The sequence below is a fragment of the Klebsiella sp. 141162 genome, from assembly GCF_050600755.1.
Lineage (GTDB): Bacteria > Pseudomonadota > Gammaproteobacteria > Enterobacterales > Enterobacteriaceae > Klebsiella > Klebsiella aerogenes.
In genome coordinates, this window is the sequence record NZ_JAQIRI010000001.1 from 177,228 (window position 1) to 195,833 (window position 18,606).

The 18,606-nt window shown below is 54.6% G+C and carries 16 protein-coding genes, 1 tRNA gene and 1 pseudogene; 14 read left to right on the forward strand and 4 right to left on the reverse strand.

Translation table 11 applies throughout. The features are described 5' to 3' along the window. Positions 1-133: 133 nt before the first annotated feature. The 4 genes and pseudogenes from PGR23_RS00825 (at position 134) to PGR23_RS00840 (ending at position 5,162) form a co-directional block, all read left to right on the forward strand. A complete protein-coding gene (locus tag PGR23_RS00825) occupies positions 134-913 on the forward strand; it encodes a DUF4123 domain-containing protein (RefSeq protein ID WP_396280094.1) in 780 nt (259 codons plus the stop codon). A gap of 48 nt (positions 914-961) precedes the next feature. After that, on the forward strand, positions 962-1,534 hold the full coding sequence (locus PGR23_RS00830; protein ID WP_047045769.1) for a DUF3304 domain-containing protein: 573 nt from the start codon (positions 962-964) through the stop codon (positions 1,532-1,534). Next, positions 1,522-3,966 (forward strand): annotated as a pseudogene (locus tag PGR23_RS00835) (T6SS phospholipase effector Tle1-like catalytic domain-containing protein). Before PGR23_RS00830 ends, PGR23_RS00835 begins: the two are co-directional and overlap by 13 nt. 74 nt (positions 3,967-4,040) lie before the next feature. Continuing rightward, positions 4,041-5,162 carry a hypothetical protein gene (locus PGR23_RS00840; protein WP_316423358.1) on the forward strand — a complete coding sequence of 374 codons (1,122 nt, stop codon included), beginning with the start codon at positions 4,041-4,043 and terminating at the stop codon, positions 5,160-5,162. 24 nt (positions 5,163-5,186) lie between these two features. Here PGR23_RS00840 and PGR23_RS00845 read toward each other — a convergent pair. Together PGR23_RS00845 and PGR23_RS00850 are read right to left on the reverse strand one after the other, a co-directional pair. Further along, positions 5,187-5,261 (reverse strand) — tRNA-Arg (locus PGR23_RS00845). Between the two features lie 74 nt (positions 5,262-5,335). Then, entirely contained in the window at positions 5,336-6,247 is a 912-nt protein-coding gene (locus PGR23_RS00850; protein WP_045391527.1) for a formate/nitrite transporter family protein, read from the reverse strand. Between the two features lie 247 nt (positions 6,248-6,494). Between PGR23_RS00850 and mlaA the strand changes: the two genes are divergently transcribed. Beyond that, complete coding sequence (mlaA, locus tag PGR23_RS00855) at positions 6,495-7,256, forward strand: phospholipid-binding lipoprotein MlaA (protein WP_045376992.1); 762 nt, start codon at positions 6,495-6,497, stop codon at positions 7,254-7,256. Between the two features lie 66 nt (positions 7,257-7,322). On the opposite strand, the gene fadL is transcribed toward mlaA, so the two are convergent. Further along, positions 7,323-8,645 (reverse strand): long-chain fatty acid transporter FadL, encoded by a 1,323-nt coding sequence (gene fadL, locus PGR23_RS00860; RefSeq protein ID WP_045391524.1) that lies wholly within the window; start codon positions 8,643-8,645, stop codon positions 7,323-7,325. Between the two features lie 371 nt (positions 8,646-9,016). On the opposite strand from fadL, the gene PGR23_RS00865 reads away from it, so the two are divergent. From PGR23_RS00865 to sixA, 4 genes are all read left to right on the forward strand, one after another. Beyond that, the gene (locus PGR23_RS00865) at positions 9,017-9,301 is read left to right on the forward strand and encodes a YfcZ/YiiS family protein (protein ID WP_015706185.1); all 285 of its coding nucleotides are present in this window, start codon (positions 9,017-9,019) and stop codon (positions 9,299-9,301) included. 159 nt (positions 9,302-9,460) lie between these two features. After that, complete coding sequence (gene fadI, locus PGR23_RS00870) at positions 9,461-10,771, forward strand: acetyl-CoA C-acyltransferase FadI (protein ID WP_045391522.1); 1,311 nt, start codon at positions 9,461-9,463, stop codon at positions 10,769-10,771. Continuing rightward, complete coding sequence (fadJ, locus tag PGR23_RS00875; protein WP_380378648.1) at positions 10,771-12,915, forward strand: fatty acid oxidation complex subunit alpha FadJ; 2,145 nt, start codon at positions 10,771-10,773, stop codon at positions 12,913-12,915. The genes fadI and fadJ overlap by 1 nt, the downstream gene beginning before the upstream one ends. A gap of 210 nt (positions 12,916-13,125) precedes the next feature. After that, positions 13,126-13,611, forward strand: a complete 486-nt coding sequence (gene sixA, locus PGR23_RS00880; protein WP_045391518.1) for a phosphohistidine phosphatase SixA — start codon at positions 13,126-13,128, stop codon at positions 13,609-13,611. 23 nt (positions 13,612-13,634) lie between these two features. Here the strand turns inward: sixA and smrB are convergent, their stop codons facing one another. After that, the gene (smrB, locus tag PGR23_RS00885; RefSeq protein ID WP_045391516.1) at positions 13,635-14,186 is read right to left on the reverse strand and encodes an endonuclease SmrB; all 552 of its coding nucleotides are present in this window, start codon (positions 14,184-14,186) and stop codon (positions 13,635-13,637) included. A gap of 166 nt (positions 14,187-14,352) precedes the next feature. Here smrB and prmB point away from each other — a divergent pair, with 166 nt between their 5' ends. From prmB to PGR23_RS00910, 5 genes are read left to right on the forward strand one after another with little or no spacing between them, the layout of a single operon-like run. Continuing rightward, a complete protein-coding gene (prmB, locus tag PGR23_RS00890; RefSeq protein WP_088389897.1) occupies positions 14,353-15,285 on the forward strand; it encodes a 50S ribosomal protein L3 N(5)-glutamine methyltransferase in 933 nt (310 codons plus the stop codon). Between the two features lie 40 nt (positions 15,286-15,325). Next, entirely contained in the window at positions 15,326-16,411 is a 1,086-nt protein-coding gene (aroC, locus tag PGR23_RS00895; RefSeq protein WP_320482564.1) for a chorismate synthase, read from the forward strand. A 3-nt stretch (positions 16,412-16,414) separates the two neighbouring features. Next, complete coding sequence (gene mepA, locus PGR23_RS00900) at positions 16,415-17,239, forward strand: penicillin-insensitive murein endopeptidase (RefSeq protein ID WP_015706180.1); 825 nt, start codon at positions 16,415-16,417, stop codon at positions 17,237-17,239. Continuing rightward, positions 17,239-18,048: a sulfite exporter TauE/SafE family protein gene (locus PGR23_RS00905; RefSeq protein ID WP_015365543.1), complete on the forward strand. Its 810-nt coding sequence runs from the start codon at positions 17,239-17,241 to the stop codon at positions 18,046-18,048. The genes mepA and PGR23_RS00905 overlap by 1 nt, the downstream gene beginning before the upstream one ends. Then, positions 18,048-18,596, forward strand: coding sequence for an elongation factor P hydroxylase (locus PGR23_RS00910; protein ID WP_032708825.1), 549 nt, complete (start codon positions 18,048-18,050; stop codon positions 18,594-18,596). The genes PGR23_RS00905 and PGR23_RS00910 overlap by 1 nt, the downstream gene beginning before the upstream one ends. Positions 18,597-18,606 lie beyond the last annotated feature (10 nt).

An 18,606-nucleotide genomic window follows, 5' to 3' on the forward strand; every position in this document is an offset into this window, starting at 1 on the left:
TTTAGTGGCGTCGCTTAATTTTATCTCATCTCAATCATTATTCTTTTATTGTTGGCGAAGGTGTGTAGCATAAAAATAGGGGGGAAATAGCAACATACCTGAGCGTTTCTTACAGAGGGAAACATAGTTGAGTATGCAATCTATAAGTGACTGGGTAAGCAAGCTTGAGCCGCTTTGTGCCGAAATAGAAACGGCGTATCTTGATTTTATTATTGACCAGAGCGGTCTCGATTATTCCATTATCCCGGCACTTGAGGAGTTTTCTCCCCCTCTTCAATGGCAGTTCCTTTACCTTGGTCTGCCGGAGGAATCTCTGCCCGAAATGGCGCCGCTCCTGATTCGTATCGCACTTAATGCCCCGCTACAGCGGCAGTGGTTTATCGAACTGGCGTATAAAACGCAAACCAGAACGCCATTACTGGCAATAGGGTCGCAGTGGGCTTTCTCCACGCTAGCCGAATGGCTAACTGACTGCGTTGATGCAACGCATGAGGGGCGATCAGGCCTTTTTCGCTACTTTGACGCTCGTCTATTTCCGTGGCTATTTTCCGATATTCTGCAACCCGAGCAGCAAGCGCAGCTACGTCGTCCCGCACTCTTCTGGAGCTGGCTGGATCTTGATGCCAGGCCGGCACTATTGATCGGTCACGGCGCTCCGCTTGGGCGTGGTGAAAAATGCCAGAAAATCGCTTTCAGTGATGAGCAATTCGAAGTGATGATGTGTCTTTGCGACGTTAGGTTATTTCTTCGCCATCGAAGTCTGCCGGACAGCTTGTTCAGCTCCCAAGAAGAACGCTTTTCAGCCTGCTTTCGGGCGATGTTGGATGCGACAAAAAATGGAATTTTGCTGGACAACGATCGCGAGGAATGGGTGATGAATACCCTGGTGGAACGGCACTCTCTTGCAGAATGAAAACCAAATCATGACTCACATGCCTCGTTATTGATAAAGGAATATTCCATGAACCTAACATTTCCGCGCGTGATACTGGTGGCATTGCTGCTGACTGTCGCCAGCCAGGGGGCGCTGGCGGGAACCATTAAAGCCATCAATCATACCCGTTGGGCGATTAACGCTTTCAGCGTCGATGGCCAGTCGGGAATAGACATTATCGGGCCGTATCAGGGGGGCGGCGGTGGATGCTGTTACCAGGTACCTGCGAAATGGAGACCAGGGATGACGGTAAAGGTGAACTGGGAAACGGGGGTGGCTTTTGCCAGCGATGTTCCTGATATCCCAGAGCCAGAACGGCCTGATACCTCTAGAATGAGTGAAAAAGAATATTATCAGGCGTGGCAAAGTTATTCAGATGAAATACAAGAGTGGTATAAAAAAATCAATGCATTAGGTGGACATCATTCATTTTTAGTTTCGGTACCGGACTATACGGGACAGGAAACCTGCGGGATCACCGTGCATTTTTTGCCTTGCGATCGGGCCAAAGTGACCACCAGTTGTGCCAACTACGGCAGTCCGGGATACCCCATTAAGGAACCTATAAAGATGATGGAGCCGAAATTATGTCCGCGATAATTAGCGAGCGGGCATGGTACCCGCCTGCGTTTCCGGCGCAAGGACGTTTACCGACGCAAGCCGCGCTGGTAGGGCAGAATAGCCTCCGCCAGGAGAGCCTTGAAACGGCCTACCGATAGCAATTATCGCTGGCCGTCGGGCGGCGCGTGGAGCCCCCCTGTTGCAAAACACTGCATATCAGCCTGTTTTTTGATGGCACCGGTAATAACCTTAATCACGATCTTTTTGTCGCCAATCCGAAGCATCCAACTAATATTGCCCGCCTGTTCCGCGCCACTATTGGCCAGGGTTATGCTGGTGGGTTGGCGGATAAAGGGCCTGAGCTGCTGGATGCCAGCAACAGTGGCGGCAATAAATACTACAAATATTATATTCCCGGCGTCGGTACTCCTTTCCCGGAGGTGATGGATCTGGATTTCAGCATAATGGGACTCGCCGCGGCAACACACGGCGAAGACCGGATAAACTGGGGGCTGCTACGGCTGGTCGATGCTCTCAAACGGACCATGGATAAGGATGCGCTCTCGGATGGCGATAGCTGGAAGGCGGTCAAAAAGATGGCAACATCGATGGTTTCCTTTGGCCTGACCGGCAGCGCTAACCGCTATGAAACCATCCATAATCTGTTGAATGCAATGTCCGCAGATCTGCGCAAAGCGCTGCTGCCCGCTACGCCCGGCAAACAGAAGCTATTAGGCATTAAGCTGTATGTGTATGGTTTTTCTCGTGGAGCGGCAGCGGCCAGGACCTTTGTTAACTGGCTGAGCGAACTGCTGCCAAAGCCAGGGGAGGGAGAAACAAAGCCCGAACAGTGTCTGGCGGTGGGAGAGCTGAAGATCCCATTAAGCGTGGAGTTTCTGGGCCTGTTAGATACCGTTGCTTCAGTGGGGGTCGCGCATATTGCCCCCGTAGCGGAAGGACATATGGGGTGGGCGGACGGAAGCCAGGAGCTGCCGGATGAAGAGTTCTACGGCGGATTTATCAAACGCTGTGTACATCTGGTTTCGGCACATGAACAGCGGCTGTGTTTCCCGCTGGATTCCATTCGCCGCCCGGACGGCAAATACCCGGCGAATAGCGTGGAGGTTATTTATCCGGGGGTGCACTCGGATATAGGGGGAGGATATCCGCCGGGGGATCAGGGAAAAGGTGATTCTGATTTAGAATTAATATCCCAAATTGCGCTGAATGATATATACGCTGCAGCCTATAATATAGGTGCGCCATTAAAGGTGAAGCTGCAAAGTTTACCTGTTGATTTGAAAAAGGATCTTTGGCGCGTTATGCCCGTCCAATTAGTTCGTGACTTTGATATTTCTCCAGAAGTGGTTCTGCGTTTTAACAGTTGGAGGACTTTAACTTTAAGTGTTGAAAGTTACGCCAAAGATATTAGTAAAGAACTGGCCGCCAAATATGACCCCCAACGTGCTCCCCTCTGCCTGGAACGAGCCCTGGAAGAACAGATCGCTTGGATCACCGCATGGCGCATTAATCGCTATGCCGGCGGTAGCTACAAGACCCAGCGCTTTTACATCGATTCTGCGGCAAATGGACTGGATAAAGATAGCGATCCGCAGGTCAGAAAAAAATCTGAAGCTGAGAGAGAGGAGGCCCAACAGGCGGTAGAAAAAGCACGGCGTAAACGTATTGTTGAGCAAGATCAGGAGTCCGCGTTTCTGATGCTGCCGCAAGGGCCAAAAGATTTTGATGCCGCCCTTGGGCAGACGCAATTGCGTCAGGCGGCAGATGAGTTTCGGGAGGATTATCATCGACTATCGCGTACGGATAACGGCAATTGGTTGTTTAAGGCCGTCGACGCAATGAGTAATGGGATTTTCCTGCTAAATGGTGATGATGAATACGGTGAGTGGCTAAAAATAAAAACCACAGGCGCCGAGCGAGAAAAAATACTTTTTCCGCCGCAGGGTGAGAGCAGTAATGCCCATCTGCCAGCAGGACTGGTACGGGCGTTGTTCGACGAGCAAATACATGATTCCCGCGCATGGTTTATGCACAGCGCTCTAGGAGCCCGCGAGCCGTGGGGGAGTTATTTTCTGCAGCGGATGATCTACTTTGGCAGCCGAAGTAGTAAACCGCTAACTCCACTGATGATTGCTGGTGCGGTAGTTGGGGCAGCGACGGTCGCAGGCGGTGTCGCCGTTATCATTAAACAGAAGCGGGTAATGGGTGAGCTTATTGGGGTAATTGGCGCTGCGGGGGCTATTTATCTAGAAACTCAGGCAATCGATCTGCTTTCTGGTAAGCCATTATCGATGCTGAAAAACGCCGCGCAGTTACAGTTGCCCACCATGGAGCCTGGCCTGGTCGTTGCCGGTCAAACCCAGATGATTAGTGAGCAGCGGCTGGCGCTGAAGAAATCACAAATAGAAAAGCGTTGGACGGAATCAATAGCCTCAGCGCTGCTGGTATAGTTGGAGCAGGAGCGAACAATGTTACAGGAAAGACGCCAGAACCTTACTCTGCACCTATTGTGCGGATATGGAAGATGAGGCCATTACCTGAATATCCGCCTTACCAGGTTGCCAGCCCGCCTTATGGTGTGCTCTGGTTGTCGATAAGCTTGATAGTGGTGGTGTTCTCGGGAATCGGGGCGCTAATACTTCAGCCTGTTGGAAACGTTGTCGGCATAGTGTCATGCGGCAGTGCGATAGTGATGGTGATACTGTGGATGCTTCGTCTCCTCTATTACCGGCTGTCGGTTCATTACGCTCAATACTATTACCGGCTGGTCAGTCAGTATCAGCAGGAGTGGTGGACAGAGCATCAGCTGCATTTTACGTTAAGTGACGTAGTGTTGCTCGGGCCGTCTGGATCAACGAATACGCATTGGTGGCGCCTGCTCAAACATGAACAGCGTCCCGCAGAGGTAAAAAACGAGGCGAGCGGCAAGGCATTACGAGTTGCCCGTACCTTGGTTGAGCCTGCGCATGAACGCGAGGTACAGCTCGTGAAAATGCTGGTGCTGCAATGGAAGGAACAACGCCTCCACGCTGGGTTACCCGATTTACGGTGCTGTTACTGGCAGGGTTCGCGCCGCGCCTGGCAGGCATTTTGCGCTCAGATGCAGGCGACATTTCCTACAGTCGGGTTGCCTGCTGAGCCACGGTTGTGGCGAGGCGAACAGAGCCTTGCGGAATTTGCTGCGATAAGCGACACCTTAGCGAGCAATGAAGCGATTCTGGTGGCCGGGTGCCACTCGCTAATGGCTTCCTTTTACTCGGTACTGCCAGCCGGCGAGTCGGCGGCATTATGGCTGGTTGGTAAGGGCGGCTCCGTCTGCCTCACTCGCGGTGAAGTGTACGATGTTACAGATAAAGAAACATTATCAGAGACTTGCTCTCGAGCGGAGCGGCAAATCGGGCTCGAAGAGGCGCCTGACGCCTGCATACTGTTTGCGCAGCCTACGCTATCTGGCTGCGGCTGGAATATTACCCGCCATCGGCAGGATGTTTATTGGGGCAACTGTGGCGAGATGGAAATGTTAATAGTCATCGCGCTTGCCGCGATAAGTGCTGAGTATTTTCGCCGACCTTGTAGTTGGATAGCCCGCGATCCGCAACATACGCTGGCACTTGGGATCGTTAAACCGGGTGGGGAAGAGAATTGAAATAGCCGTAAGATGAGGTAAACATGGTGTCCCCTGCAGGAATCGAACCTGCAACTAGCCCTTAGGAGGGGCTCGTTATATCCATTTAACTAAGGGGACAAGGCGGCGGGATTATAGCGTTTTTTCCGCCGCCCGTTAAGCGCATTGCGATTAATTGCTTAATTTGCAGCCGTTTAGCCCTTTTTATCTGCTTCGGCCTTCGCTTTGGCTTTCTGTTCCTGGGTCATGTCGTTGCGAATCTGGGCGTGGCTTAGCAGGGCGAAGATAAAGGTGCCGCCGCAGATGTTGCCGGCGAGCGTCGGCAGCGCGAAGGGCCAGATGAACTCTTGCCAGGGCAGGGCGCCGCTGAAAATCAGATAGAAAATTTCCACACTGCCGACGACGATATGCGTGGTGTCCGCCAGTGCAATGAGCCAGGTCATCAGGATGATGACGATGACTTTCGCCGAACCAGCGGCCGGGAACATCCAGACCATTGTCGCCACCAGCCAGCCGGAAATAATCGCATTGGCGAACATCTCGCCAGGCGTATTCTCCATGACTTTCTGGCTGATGCTGTGAAACGCCTCACGAGTGGCGTCATCGAAAATCGGCATGATATTAAACGCCCAGGCGGCGATAGCGCCACCCAATAAATTACCTAATAACACCACGCCCCACAGGCGTAGCAATAGCGCAATATTACCGGCGCTGGGTTTATGCATAATCGGCAGCACGGCGGTAACGGTATTTTCCGTAAACAGCTGCTGACGGGCGAGAATGACGATAATAAAGCCGAAGGTGTAACCCAAATTCTCCAGCAGATAACCGCCGGGCAGGGCGCTGAGGTGAACATGAAAAATTCCCTTGGCCACCAGCGAAGCGCTAATTGATAAGCCGGCGGCAATCGCTGACCACAGTAGCGCCATGGCATCGCGCTCGAGCTCCTTTTCTCCCTCCTGGCGAATCACCTCATGGGTGGCCATTGCCTGCGAAGGCAGACGCTCCTCATCCACTTCTATTTTCTCGCCATGTTGCTTCTCTTCGCTTTCAACTTCGCGTTCATCGCTATCATGTGTGCCGGTGGCGCTATTTTGTCGGGTCATGGCTGCTCTCCATTTGTATTTGTTACTAAGCGTAGAGAGAAATCAGCGCGGCGGCACAGGATATGCTCCTAAATTCAGCGCAATGGCAAGAATAGCAATACGAATATTGCAAAATATGTATAGAATCGGGAAGCTACATTGATGCCAAAGAAGGCTATGCTGAAAGCAGCTACCCAACGATAAAATGCTAATGGGGGCGCCGTCCCGGATGCCTCCAGCGATAGCCAGAATTAACAGGGAGAAACCTATGAATTATCGCCTGTCGGCGCTTGCGCTTGGCGCCACATTGCTGGTGGGATGCGCCAGTTCCAGCACTGACGATCGGTCGCAGGGGCGTTCAGATCCGCTTGAAGGGTTTAACCGTACCATGTTCAACTTCAACTTTAATGTGGTTGATCCTTATGTACTGCGCCCCGTTGCCGTCGCCTGGCGTGATTATGTGCCGCAACCGGCGCGTAATGGTTTAAGCAACTTCACCAGCAACCTTGAAGAACCGGCGGTAATGGTCAACTCCTTCCTGCAGGGCGATCCCTATAAAGGCATGGTGCATTTCACTCGCTTCTTCCTTAACACTATTCTTGGGATGGGCGGCTTGATCGACGTGGCCGGTATGGCGAACCCGCAGCTGCAGCGCGTTGAACCGCATCGTTTCGGTAGCACGCTGGGCCACTACGGCGTGGGCTACGGCCCGTACGTACAGTTACCGTTCTATGGCAGTTTCACCCTGCGTGATGAGGGCGGCGACATGGCCGATGGCCTGTATCCGGTACTCTCCTGGCTGACCTGGCCGATGTCTATCGGTAAATGGGCGGTAGAAGGGATTGAAACTCGCGCTCAGCTGCTGGATTCCGATGGCCTGCTGCGCCAGTCTTCCGATCCGTACATCCTGATGCGTGAAGCCTACTTCCAGCGGCACGATTTTATCGCTAACGGCGGTAAGCTGACGCCGGCAGACAACCCGAACGCGCAGGCGATTCAGGATGAGCTGAAAGATATCGATTCGCAGTAATCCACGCGATTCATAAAAGAAAAAGGGTGAACATGATGTTCACCCTTTTTTTATATCGTTTGCTTATCAGAAGCGGTAGTTGAAGTTCGCGCCGTACAGCCAGGCGGTACCTTCAGAACGGAAGGTGTAAGGACCTTCTTTAATTTCTACGTGCTGACCGTGCATGTAAGAGACGCCGACATCCACTGAAGCATCTTTATTGAACGCGTAGGTGGTACCGGCGCTCAGCCACAGGCGATCCTGATCCGGGATAGAGATGGAGCGGGTGCCAGCCGGAATCGGGCTATCATCGAAGGCGATACCGGTACGGAAGGTCCAGTTATCGTCATAGTAATAGGTAGTACCCAGCGCGATGCGATAAGCATCTTTAAAGCCTTCATCTTTATAGAACAGCGTCTGACCATTGCTGCCGGTGGCCTTCAGCTCCTGGAACTGGCTCCAGCTGGTGTAGGTCAGGCTATAGTGCACTGCCCACTGCGGCGCGACGCGGTTATAACCCGACAGCTCCCACATTTCTGGCAGATTGAGAGTCAGCGCGCCGTTAGTGGTACGGCCATCGGTACCGGCCGGTAGACCGAAGTTGCCGAGGATCTGGTTATACGCGGACGGCAGATCGCTCTTATAGTTGCCATCAAAGTCGATTTTAACTTCAGAGCGGTAGGTGAAACCGTAGCGGTTGTTTTTGTCCAGCTCATACAGGATACCGGCGTTCCAGCCGAAGCCCCATTCGTTGCCGTTCAAATGCGCAATCTGAGTGTCTGCAGGGATCTGGGAAACCCGGCCCGCTAGCGCTGGCGGCAGCTTGCCGGAACCGGCAACGATTTGTCCTAAATCACCTGCGTAGCGTTCGATTTTCGCTTTCGCATACACCGCATCAAACCCTAAGCCAAAGCTCCAGTTGCTGTTCAGGCGATAGGCGCCGCTTAAATTGAGGTTAACGGTGGTGAGATCGGTTTTGCCACCCATACTGCCGGCAGCATAGTCATCAGCAAACTCAGTCGCGAGACCATAGTTAGAGGTAATAGATGCACCCCAACCAAACTGCTCGTTTATTGGCGAAACAAAGTGGAAGTTTGGTACCCATGCCGTTGGGGCAATATTGTCTGCATTCAGACTTTTACCGGTAGGCGAGGTACCAGAAACATTAACGTCCGGATCGACGAAGACGGCGCCTGCCGACATCGTCGGGCGGTCAAACATCATGATTAACGCGGGGTTACGGCTGGCGTTGCCCGCATCGTCAGCGATTGCCCCTTCACCGGAATAGGCACGACCAAGACCTGAAGAGGAGAATTCATTTAACTGGAATCCTGCGGACCAGGCTTGGGTTGAAACAAGTGCTACAGCCACTGCAAGGGCAGATTGGGTAAAGCGGGTTTTCTGGCTCATGCCCATAACCTCATTGAGTTATTTTTATTTAAACTATGTTACATGCCGTAACAGAAGCGCGAAGTGTAGGGTCTGCTTTACGACAGAGAAATCAGACCAGTGGCCTGAGTATAGGTCTGACCAGATGAGTTGTTGCAAGTTTGTTTATGAGATTTTTCAATTGTGATAACAGAAACGCGATCCAGCTGGCAAAATTGCCCCGGTGCGTCATGCCCAAAGTGGGGCATTTTTGTTTTGGATCATTTTTAAGTGTGATTTCTGTCACTTAACCGTTTTCTTGCTATTAACAACTGGAGGGCGGCCGGGGGCGGGCGTAAAATAGGCGCATTATTTGTCTGGCACCAAAGGTGCATATACAGAGGAAATCTACGATGAGTAAATGTAGCGCTGATGAAACCCCAGTTTGCTGCTGTATGGATGTTGGCACCATTGTGGACAACACCGACTGCACCGCCTCCTACAGCCGCGTGTTTGCCAACCGCGCTGAAGCGGAAGCGACGCTCGCCGCGCTGAGCGAAAAAGCCCGCAATGTGGAGTCTGAACCGTGCAAAATTAACTCGACGTTCACCGATGTTGACGGCGGCGTGCAGTTGAATATCGATTTTGTTTTTAGCTGCGAAGCGGAATCGCTGATCTTCCAGTTGGGGTTACGTTAATCCTCTCTCTTAACGCCTCTTTCCTGAGGCGTTATCTTTTCTATTCAATGTGTTTTGGCTCCCACTTTTTCTCTTCCCCGATTGGCTTAATGTAAAAAATTAGTTAAGACTAGTTATCAGGTCAGACCACTTGGTTTTATCGGTTAACAGGGGAGTGTTATGAGTCAGGCATTACCGCTTATCACCCGTCAGGGCGATCGCATTGCCATTGTCAGCGGTTTACGTACCCCATTTGCCCGTCAGGCGACGGCGTATCACGGCGTTCCGGCCGTTGATCTGGGTAAAATGGTCGTCGGCGAAATGCTGGCGCGCAGTGAAGTTCCCCCGGAAGTGATTGAACAGCTGGTCTTTGGCCAGGTTGTGCAGATGCCGGAAGCGCCTAATATTGCTCGTGAAATCGTGCTCGGTACCGGCATGAATGTGCATACCGACGCCTATAGTGTTAGTCGCGCCTGCGCCACCAGTTTTCAGGCGGTAGCCAATATTGCCGAAAGCCTGATGGCCGGCACGATCCGCGCGGGCATTGCCGGCGGCGCGGATTCCTCCTCCGTTCTCCCCATCGGCGTGAGTAAAAAACTGGCCCGCACCCTGGTGGATGCCAATAAAGCGCGCACCCTTGGTCAGCGGCTAAAACTCTTTTCCCGCCTGCGCCTGCGCGATCTTTTACCGGTGCCGCCTGCTGTCGCGGAATACTCAACCGGCCTGCGGATGGGCGACACCGCTGAGCAGATGGCGAAAACCTGGGGCATCAGCCGTGAAGATCAGGACGCGCTGGCGCTGCGCTCGCATCAGCTTGCCGCCCGCGCCTGGGAAGAGGGCAAATTGGCCAGTGAAGTGATGACGGCCTATGTGCCGCCTTATCGCGAGCCGCTGGAACAGGACAACAATATTCGTAAAAATTCAACCCTCGCGGATTACCAGAAGTTACGTCCGGCGTTCGATCGCAAACACGGTAGCGTCACGGCGGCAAACAGTACGCCGCTTACCGACGGCGCCGCCGCGGTGATCATGATGACCGAATCCCGGGCCAAAGAGTTGGGGTTAACGCCGCTGGGCTATCTGCGTAGCTACGCTTTCACCGCTATTGATGTCTGGCAGGATATGCTGCTGGGCCCTGCGTGGGCGACTCCCCTGGCGCTCGACAGGGCCGGAATTACCCTTGCAGACCTCACGCTGATTGATATGCATGAGGCTTTCGCGGCGCAGACGTTGGCGAATTTACAATGTTTAGCCAGCAATCGTTTCGCCCGGGAAGTTCTGGGCCGCGCGCAGGCGACCGGGGAAGTCGATGCCAGCAAGTTCAATGTGCTGGGCGGCTCTATCGCCTACGGACACCCCTTTGCGGCGACCGGCGCGCGCATGATTACGCAGACCTTGCATGAACTCCGGCGCCGCGGCGGCGGATTTGGTTTGGTCACTGCCTGCGCGGCAGGGGGTTTAGGTTCAGCTATGGTTCTGGAGGCCGAATAATGGAAGCGGCAACAGCTTTTACGCTTGAAATTCGCCCGGATAATATCGCCGTTATCACCATCGACGCGCCCGGCGAAAAGATGAACACACTGAAAGCCGAGTTCGGCGGCGAGGTACGGGCGATTATCCGTCAGCTCCGCGAGAATAAAGCGCTGCGCGGCGCTGTATTTATCTCCGCTAAACCCGATAACTTTATCGCCGGCGCCGATATCAACATGATTGCTCGTTGTACCAGCGCCGCAGAGGCCGAAGCGCTGGCGCGTCAGGGTCAGCAGATCATGGCCGAGATCAACGCGCTTTCTATCCCGGTGATTGCCGCCATTCACGGCGCCTGCCTTGGGGGCGGCCTGGAGCTGGCGCTGGCCTGTCATGGGCGAGTCTGTAGCGATGATGATAAAACGCGGTTGGGATTGCCGGAAGTACAGCTGGGGTTGTTACCGGGATCGGGCGGCACTCAACGCCTGCCGCGGCTGATTGGCGTCAGTACGGCGCTCGAAATGATCCTCACCGGTAAACAATTGCGTCCGCGTCAGGCGCTGAAAGCCGGTCTGGTGGACGATGTTGTCCCGCAATCGATATTGCTACAGACCGCGGTTGAGTTGGCGCTACAGGGCCGGCCGGCGAGCCGAACAGTACCGGCGCGCGAACGGGTGCTTGCCGGGCCTCTGGGCCGTCAGCTGCTGTTCCGCATGGCGGCAAAAAAGACCCGGCAAAAAACGCAGGGTAATTACCCGGCGGCAGAGCGTATTTTACAGGTGATAGAAAACGGACTGGCGCACGGCTGCAGCAGCGGTTATGCAGAAGAGGCGCGGGCGTTTGGCGAACTGGCGATGACGCCGCAATCGCAAGCGTTACGCTCTATTTTCTTTGCCAGTACCGATCTGAAAAAAGATCGTGGCGCCGAGGCTGACCCTGCTGCGCTTAAAAGCATCGGCGTGCTAGGCGGTGGTTTAATGGGAGGCGGTATTGCTTACGTCACCGCTTGTAAAGGCGGTCTGCCGGTACGCATAAAAGACATTCAGGCGAAAGGCATCAATCATGCGCTGAAGTACAGCTGGGATCTGCTGGATAAGCAGGTGCGTCGCCGCTATCTGCGCGCCAGTGAACGCGATCGTCAGCTGGCGCTGATTTCCGGGGCCACAGATTATCATGGCTTTGCCCATCGCGATGTGGTGATCGAAGCGGTGTTTGAGGATCTGGCGCTCAAGCAGCGGATGGTGGGCGAGATCGAACAATGCTGCGGGCCGCAAACGATCTTTGCCTCTAACACCTCATCGTTACCGATCGGCGAGATCGCCGCTCAGGCCGCCCGGCCGGAGAAGGTCATCGGTCTGCATTTTTTCAGCCCGGTCGAAAAAATGCCGCTGGTTGAGGTTATCCCGCACGCAACGACCGATGAGCAAACTATCGCCACGGTGGTCAAGCTCGCGAAGCTGCAGGGGAAAACGCCAATCGTGGTCGCGGATCGCGCCGGTTTTTATGTTAACCGTATTCTGGCGCCCTATATCAATGAATCCATGCGCCTGCTGCTGGAAGGCGAGCCGGTCGAACATATTGATAATGCATTGGTTAAATTTGGTTTCCCGGTCGGACCTATTCAGTTGCTGGATGAAGTCGGCATTGATACCGGCACTAAGATTATCCCGGTACTGGAGACCGCTTTTGGTGAACGTTTTAGCCCGCCTGCAAACATCATTGACGCGATTTTGAAGGACGATCGCAAAGGGAGAAAAAATAATCGCGGTTTCTATCTTTATGAGACAAAAAGGCGTAAAAGCAAAAAACGGGCTGACCCCGCTATTTACCCATTATTGGCAGTAGCCAGTCCGCAGGCGCGTTTGTCTGCTCAGCAGGTTGCTGAACGCTGCGTGATGATGATGCTCAACGAAGCGGCGCGCTGTTTTGATGAACAGATCGTGCGCAGCGCGCGCGATGGCGACATCGGCGCCGTCTTTGGTATAGGTTTTCCGCCGTTTCTCGGCGGCCCGTTCCGCTATATGGATAGCCTCGGCGCGGGTGAAGTCGCCGCAATCTTGCAGCGTCTGGCCGCACAGTACGGCCCTCGTTTTTCTCCGTGCGACACCTTATTACGCATGGCCGAGCAGGGGGCGACCTTTTGGCCCACTGGTGAACGGACGACCTAAGTTGTGGTCAAAAGAAGGTAAATCCAACGTTGGCTGGCGCTGTTGATTGGCGGTTTTGTAAACAAATATTGACTATACTTACGCCATTGAGGTAAAAAACAGCGTTTCATTCGTTGGATGGATCAGGCACAATGCCCGGCCACCGGGTCGCCTACGTATTGTTTACGCAGAGCGAGTTGCGGTGATTCTGGTTAACAAAAGCGGTGCAATATGCAAGTTTTTATCATGCGTCACGGCGACGCTGCCCTCGATGCAGCCAGTGACTCCGTTCGTCCCTTAACCGTTTGTGGTTGTGACGAATCTCGTCAGATGGCAACCTGGCTGAAAGGTCAAAAAGTGGATATTGAGCGGGTGCTTGTCAGCCCTTACCTGCGTGCAGAGCAAACTCTGGACATAGTAGGGGAGTGCATGAACCTGCCGAAAGATGTCGACGTGATGCCGGAACTCACGCCATGCGGCGATGTAGGGATGGTCAGCGCTTATCTTCAGGCGTTGGCGAATGAAGGCGTGAAAACGGCGCTGGTCGTTTCACACCTGCCGCTGGTGGGGTACCTCGTCTCAGAGCTGTGCCCGGGGGAAACGCCCCCGATGTTTACGACCTCAGCGATTGCCTGTGTCACCCTCGACGCCGACGGCAAGGGCGAATTCACCTGGCAGATGAGCCCCTGCAATTTGAGAATGGCGAAAGCAATCTAAGGCTTTTCCCCCGGAGCTTCCGTTTACGGAAGCTCCGGCGGCAACCACTCTTCAACTTCAATCAGTACCAATAGCGCGGCATCGCCGCCGTACTCTTTTGGTGCCTGATGGAACGCCATAATATGCGGATGTTGCGCCAGCCACAGCGGCGTTTGCTGCTTGAGGATATGTTTGCCGTGCCCGTGCATCACGCAGGCGCAGAAGACGTGTTCGCGGCGGCAGGCGGCAATCAGCGCGCCGAGTTCTTGTTTAGCCTGCTGTTGGGTTAAACCGTGCAGATCGAGAAACAGCTCCGGCGAATAGTCGCCGCGGCGCAGTTTTTTCAGCTCAAAATGGCTGACATCCGCGCGCACGTACTTCATCGCGCCTTCCGTATTGAGCAACGGCTGAAATTCGTCGGAAAAATAGTGGCTGTTATCCACCTGTTCCTGCAGCAATCGCTTGGGCGGTACCTCGCTGAGTTTCTTGCGCTGCGGGCGGTGTACGATGGTGTCCTGTTTAATTTGCCGGGTGCCGGTCATTAGCTGGCGGAACAGCGCCTGATCCTCCGCGCTTAGCGGTGTTTTCTTTTTCATTGCCCAATCTCACTATTTCTTTTCGGTAGTTTACCCGACTCGCCCGCGCTTCAGGCAAGGAAAACCTATTTTTCCCCACTCCGGCTGCGCAAGAATGCTGATTTATCGCCGCCGTCGTGGCAAACTAGCCGCCGAATTTATAGCAGAGCGTGCCCTGGAGGATTGCGTGGATAAAATTTTTGTTGATGAAGCGGTCAATGAGCTGCAGACCATTCAGGACATGCTGCGTTGGGCGGTAAGTCGTTTTAGCGCCGCCAACATCTGGTACGGTCATGGTACCGATAACCCGTGGGATGAGGCTGTACAGCTGGTATTACCCTCGCTGTACCTGCCGTTAGATATACCGGAAGATATGCGCGCCGCGCGCCTGACCTCCAGCGAAAAACATCGTATCGTCGAGCGCGTGATTCGCCGCGTTAACGAACGTATTCCCGTCGCTTACCTGACCAACAAAGCGTGGTTCTGCGGCCATGAATTCTATGTCGATGAGCGCGTGCTGGTACCGCGTTCGCCGATTGGCGAACTGATCAATAACCAGTTCGCCGGGCTGATAAACCATAAACCGCAGCATATTCTCGATATGTGTACCGGTAGCGCCTGCATTGCTATCGCCTGCGCCTATGCCTTCCCGGAAGCCGAAGTCGACGCTGTCGATATCTCCCCGGACGCGCTGGCCGTTGCCGAACATAACGTTGAAGAACATGGCCTGATTAACCAGGTTACGCCGATCCGCTCCGATCTGTTCCGCGATCTGCCGAAGCTGCAGTACGATCTGATCGTGACCAACCCGCCGTATGTTGATGAAGAAGATATGGCCGATCTGCCGGATGAATATGAACACGAGCCGGTTCTGGGTCTGGCTTCCGGTAGCGATGGCCTGAAGCTGACGCGCCGCATTCTCGGCTGCGCGCCGGATTACCTCAACGACGACGGTATTCTGATTTGTGAAGTCGGTAACAGCATGGTACATCTGATGGAGCAGTACCCGGACGTGCCGTTCACCTGGCTTGAGTTTGATAACGGCGGTGATGGCGTCTTTATGCTGACTAAACAGCAGCTCATTGAGGCGCGCGCGCATTTCGGCATTTATAAAGACTAAAAAAACAACACGCAAACATAACGAAAAGAACGGAGCCGTGATGGCAGGAAATACAATTGGACAACTCTTTCGCGTCACCACCTTCGGCGAATCGCACGGCCTGGCGCTGGGCTGCATCGTCGACGGGGTGCCGCCAGGCATTCCGCTGACCGAAGCCGACCTGCAGCACGACCTGGATCGCCGTCGCCCTGGGACATCGCGCTACACCACCCAGCGCCGCGAACCGGACCAGGTGAAAATCCTCTCCGGCGTCTTCGAAGGCGTGACCACCGGGACCAGCATTGGCCTGCTGATTGAGAACACCGATCAGCGTTCCCAGGACTACGGCGCTATCAAAGATGTGTTCCGTCCGGGCCATGCGGATTACACCTACGAGCAGAAATATGGCCTGCGCGACTATCGCGGCGGCGGGCGTTCGTCTGCGCGTGAAACCGCGATGCGCGTGGCGGCCGGGGCGATTGCCAAAAAATTCCTCGCGGCCAAATTCGGTATTGTGATCCGCGGCTGCCTGACGCAGATGGGCGATATTCCGCTGGCGATTAAAGACTGGGAGCAGGTTGAGCAGAACCCGTTCTTCTGCCCGGATCCGGATAAAATCGACGCGCTGGATGAACTGATGCGCGGCCTGAAAAAAGAGGGCGACTCGATCGGCGCGAAAGTGACCGTCGTGGCGGACGGCGTTCCTCCGGGCCTCGGCGAGCCGGTCTTCGACCGTCTGGATGCCGATATCGCCCACGCGCTGATGAGCATCAACGCGGTGAAAGGGGTGGAAATCGGCGATGGTTTTGAGGTGGTCAAACTGCGCGGCAGCGAAAACCGCGACGAAATCACCAAAGCTGGCTTCCAGAGTAACCACGCCGGCGGCATTCTTGGCGGTATCAGCAGCGGTCAGCAAATTGTTGCTAACATCGCGCTGAAGCCAACCTCCAGTATTACCGTTCCCGGTCATACGATTAACCGCTTCGGCGAAGAAGTCGAAATGATCACCAAAGGGCGTCACGATCCGTGCGTCGGCATTCGCGCGGTTCCGATCGCCGAGGCCATGCTGGCTATCGTGTTAATGGATCACTTTATGCGTCAACGCGCGCAGAATGGCGACGTGACAACATCAATTCCACGCTGGTAACCGATGAAAAATACCGTTATCGCACTGCTGGCGCTTTTGGCCAGCACCGCCAGCCTGGCGGCGACGCCGTGGCAGAAAATATCCCAGCCGATTAGCGGCAGCGCCCAGTCTATTGGCGCGTTTGCCAATGGCTGCATCGTCGGCGCCCAGCCGCTACCGTTGAACTCCCCTGATTACCAGGTGATGCGTACCGATCAGCGTCGCTACTTCGGCCACCCGGATCTCGTGCAGTTTATTCAGCGGCTGAGCCTGCAGGCGCACAATAAAGGTATGGGGACGGTGCTGATTGGCGATATGGGCATGCCTGCCGGCGGGCGTTTTAATGGCGGCCACGCTAGCCATCAGTCGGGTCTGGATGTTGATATTTTCCTGCAATTGCCGCAGACCCGCTGGACCTCCGCACAGCTGCTGAAACCGCAGGCGCTGGATTTAGTCGCCCGTGATGGCAAGCGGGTGGTGCCGTCACTGTGGAGCCCGCAAATCAGCAACCTGATTAAAATGGCGGCGGAAGATAACGATGTAACGCGTATTTTCGTCAACCCGGCTATCAAACAGCAATTGTGCCTCGATGCTGGTAACGATCGCCAATGGCTACGCAAAGTTCGCCCGTGGTTCCAGCATCGCGCCCACATGCACGTGCGCCTGCGCTGCCCGGCGGGCAGCCTTGAGTGCGAAGATCAAGCGCCGCCGCCGGCTGGCGATGGCTGCGGAGCCGAGCTGCAAAGCTGGTTTGAACCGCCTAAACCTGGGTCAACCCCACCTGTGAAGAAGACGCCGCCTCCGCTGCCGCCTTCCTGCCAGGCGCTACTGGATGAGCATCTTCTCTAATGGATAGTTTTGTCGAACTGTTTATGGTGTCGCCAATGGTTTTGGTGGCGCTCTTTTTCGTCGCGATTCTGGCCGGATTTATTGATTCCTTAGCTGGCGGCGGCGGGTTGTTAACCGTCCCGGCGTTGATGGCGGCAGGTATGCCGCCCGCTCAGGCATTGGCGACCAATAAGCTACAGGCCTGCGGCGGTTCCATTTCCGCGACGCTCTACTTTATCCGTCGCAAGGTGGTAAATCTTGCCGATCAGAAACTCAATATTCTGATGACGTTTATCGGCTCGACGGCGGGGGCGCTGCTGGTGCAGCACGTGCAGTCCGATATTTTGAAGCAAATCCTGCCGCTGCTGGTGATCGGCATTGGGCTGTACTTTTTGCTGATGCCTAAGCTTGGCGAATCCGATCGTCAGCGTCGCCTGTATGGTTTGCCGTTCGCGCTGGTCGCTGGCGGCAGCGTGGGTTTCTACGACGGTTTTTTTGGCCCCGGCGCCGGTTCTTTTTATGCGCTGGCCTTTGTGACGCTCGCCGGGTTTAATCTCGCGAAATCCACCGCTCACGCCAAACTGCTAAACGCCACCTCCAATATTGGCGGCCTGCTGCTATTTATCATTGGCGGCAAAGTGATTTGGGCCACCGGTTTTGTGATGATGGCCGGGCAGTTTATCGGCGCTCGCGCCGGTTCGCGGCTGGTGCTGAGTAAAGGGCAGTCGCTGATTCGGCCGATGATCGTCATCGTCTCCGCGGTGATGAGCGCTAAACTTCTTTACGACAGCCACGGGGCTGAGATTTTGCAGTGGTTGGGAATTCACTAATGCAACAGCAACACCATTATCAGCAGTTGGTCGAGATCTTCGACGGCTGCTTTGCCGATGATTTTAATACCCGTCTGATTAAAGGCGACGACGAACCGATCTATCTTCCTGCAGATAGCGAAGTGCCCTATAACCGGATTGTGTTTGCTCACGGCTTTTACGCCAGCGCGCTGCACGAAATTTCCCATTGGTGTATCGCCGGCAAGGCGCGGCGCGAGCAGGTAGATTTTGGTTACTGGTACTGCCCGGACGGCCGCGATGCGATGACGCAAAGCAAGTTCGAAGACGTCGAGGTCAAGCCACAGGCTTTTGACTGGTTGTTCTGCACGGCGGCGGGATTTCCGTTTAACGTCAGCTGTGACAACCTCGAAGGCGACTTTGAGCCTGACCGCATCGCCTTTCAACGGCGCGTACATGCCCAGGTGATGACCTATCTGGAGCAAGGGATCCCTGAGCGACCGGCACGCTTTATTCGCGCGCTGCAACAGTATTATCAAACGCCGCCGCTGACGGCAGAACAATTTCCGTGGCCGGAAGACCTGCACTAAAGCCACGTTC

Bases quoted from the DNA above. Each gene is read 5' to 3' on its own strand.
- PGR23_RS00910 (WP_032708825.1), top strand. From the start codon at position 18,048: ATGCAACAGCAACACCATTATCAGCAGTTGGTCGAGATCTTCGACGGC.
- smrB (WP_045391516.1), bottom strand. From the start codon at position 14,186: ATGAAAAAGAAAACACCGCTAAGCGCGGAGGATCAGGCGCTGTTCCGC.
- PGR23_RS00840 (WP_316423358.1), top strand. From the start codon at position 4,041: ATGAGGCCATTACCTGAATATCCGCCTTACCAGGTTGCCAGCCCGCCT.
- mlaA (WP_045376992.1), top strand. From the start codon at position 6,495: ATGAATTATCGCCTGTCGGCGCTTGCGCTTGGCGCCACATTGCTGGTG.
- fadI (WP_045391522.1), top strand. From the start codon at position 9,461: ATGAGTCAGGCATTACCGCTTATCACCCGTCAGGGCGATCGCATTGCC.
- PGR23_RS00830 (WP_047045769.1), top strand. From the start codon at position 962: ATGAACCTAACATTTCCGCGCGTGATACTGGTGGCATTGCTGCTGACT.
- mepA (WP_015706180.1), top strand. From the start codon at position 16,415: ATGAAAAATACCGTTATCGCACTGCTGGCGCTTTTGGCCAGCACCGCC.
- fadL (WP_045391524.1), bottom strand. From the start codon at position 8,645: ATGAGCCAGAAAACCCGCTTTACCCAATCTGCCCTTGCAGTGGCTGTA.
- fadJ (WP_380378648.1), top strand. From the start codon at position 10,771: ATGGAAGCGGCAACAGCTTTTACGCTTGAAATTCGCCCGGATAATATC.
- PGR23_RS00825 (WP_396280094.1), top strand. From the start codon at position 134: ATGCAATCTATAAGTGACTGGGTAAGCAAGCTTGAGCCGCTTTGTGCC.
- PGR23_RS00850 (WP_045391527.1), bottom strand. From the start codon at position 6,247: ATGACCCGACAAAATAGCGCCACCGGCACACATGATAGCGATGAACGC.
- sixA (WP_045391518.1), top strand. From the start codon at position 13,126: ATGCAAGTTTTTATCATGCGTCACGGCGACGCTGCCCTCGATGCAGCC.
- aroC (WP_320482564.1), top strand. From the start codon at position 15,326: ATGGCAGGAAATACAATTGGACAACTCTTTCGCGTCACCACCTTCGGC.
- PGR23_RS00865 (WP_015706185.1), top strand. From the start codon at position 9,017: ATGAGTAAATGTAGCGCTGATGAAACCCCAGTTTGCTGCTGTATGGAT.
- PGR23_RS00905 (WP_015365543.1), top strand. From the start codon at position 17,239: ATGGATAGTTTTGTCGAACTGTTTATGGTGTCGCCAATGGTTTTGGTG.